Source organism: Staphylococcus sp. HMSC070D05, assembly GCF_001815595.1.
GTDB classification, from domain to species: domain Bacteria; phylum Bacillota; class Bacilli; order Staphylococcales; family Staphylococcaceae; genus Staphylococcus; species Staphylococcus hominis.
This window is the reverse complement of sequence record NZ_KV821092.1, coordinates 1-544: the sequence shown is the minus strand read 5'-3', so window position 1 is coordinate 544 and position 544 is coordinate 1. Positions and strand designations below refer to the sequence as shown.

Annotated in this window: 1 protein-coding gene; it reads right to left on the bottom strand. The window is 28.7% G+C overall.

Going from position 1 to position 544, the window contains the following annotated elements; all coding sequences use genetic code 11:
* On the bottom strand, positions 1-544 hold a 544-nt coding region (locus HMPREF3046_RS01615; RefSeq protein ID WP_141755511.1), incomplete at both ends, for a transposase.

Below are 544 nucleotides of genomic sequence, written 5' to 3'. Positions count from 1 at the left end.
AAATAATATAGAAATTGTCTTTTTTATATTTTTTTTGAATATTTTCAGCTCGTTGAGCTGTTACTTTTCTTATATTAAGTGCCATTAGCACAAATCCTAGTTCTCTTTTGGCTTTATTTATCCCTCGAACGGACATTCGAGTGAAACCCAAAATAGCCTTCATAAATCCAAAAACAGGCTCCACATCAATTTTTCTTTGACTGTAGATGGTTTTTATTTTTGGTTCTGAAAGCTTTTTATTAATTTGGGCTTTAAAATATTCCCAATTATAATTTTTCATTATTTTTTTATTCGTTTTTGAATTGTATTTCATGCATTGGTGTCTCAGAGGACATTCTGAACAATCATCACATTCATATAATTTGAAATCTCTCTTAAACCCATATTTATCATGGCGATAGGCATATCTTTTAAAACCCAATCGCTTATTGTTTGGACAAATATATTCATCGTTAATTTCGTCATAATCCCAATTTTGAGTGTTAAAGATGTCGCTTTTATATTTTTTAGTTTTATCTTTTATAAACATACCGTAGGTTATAAG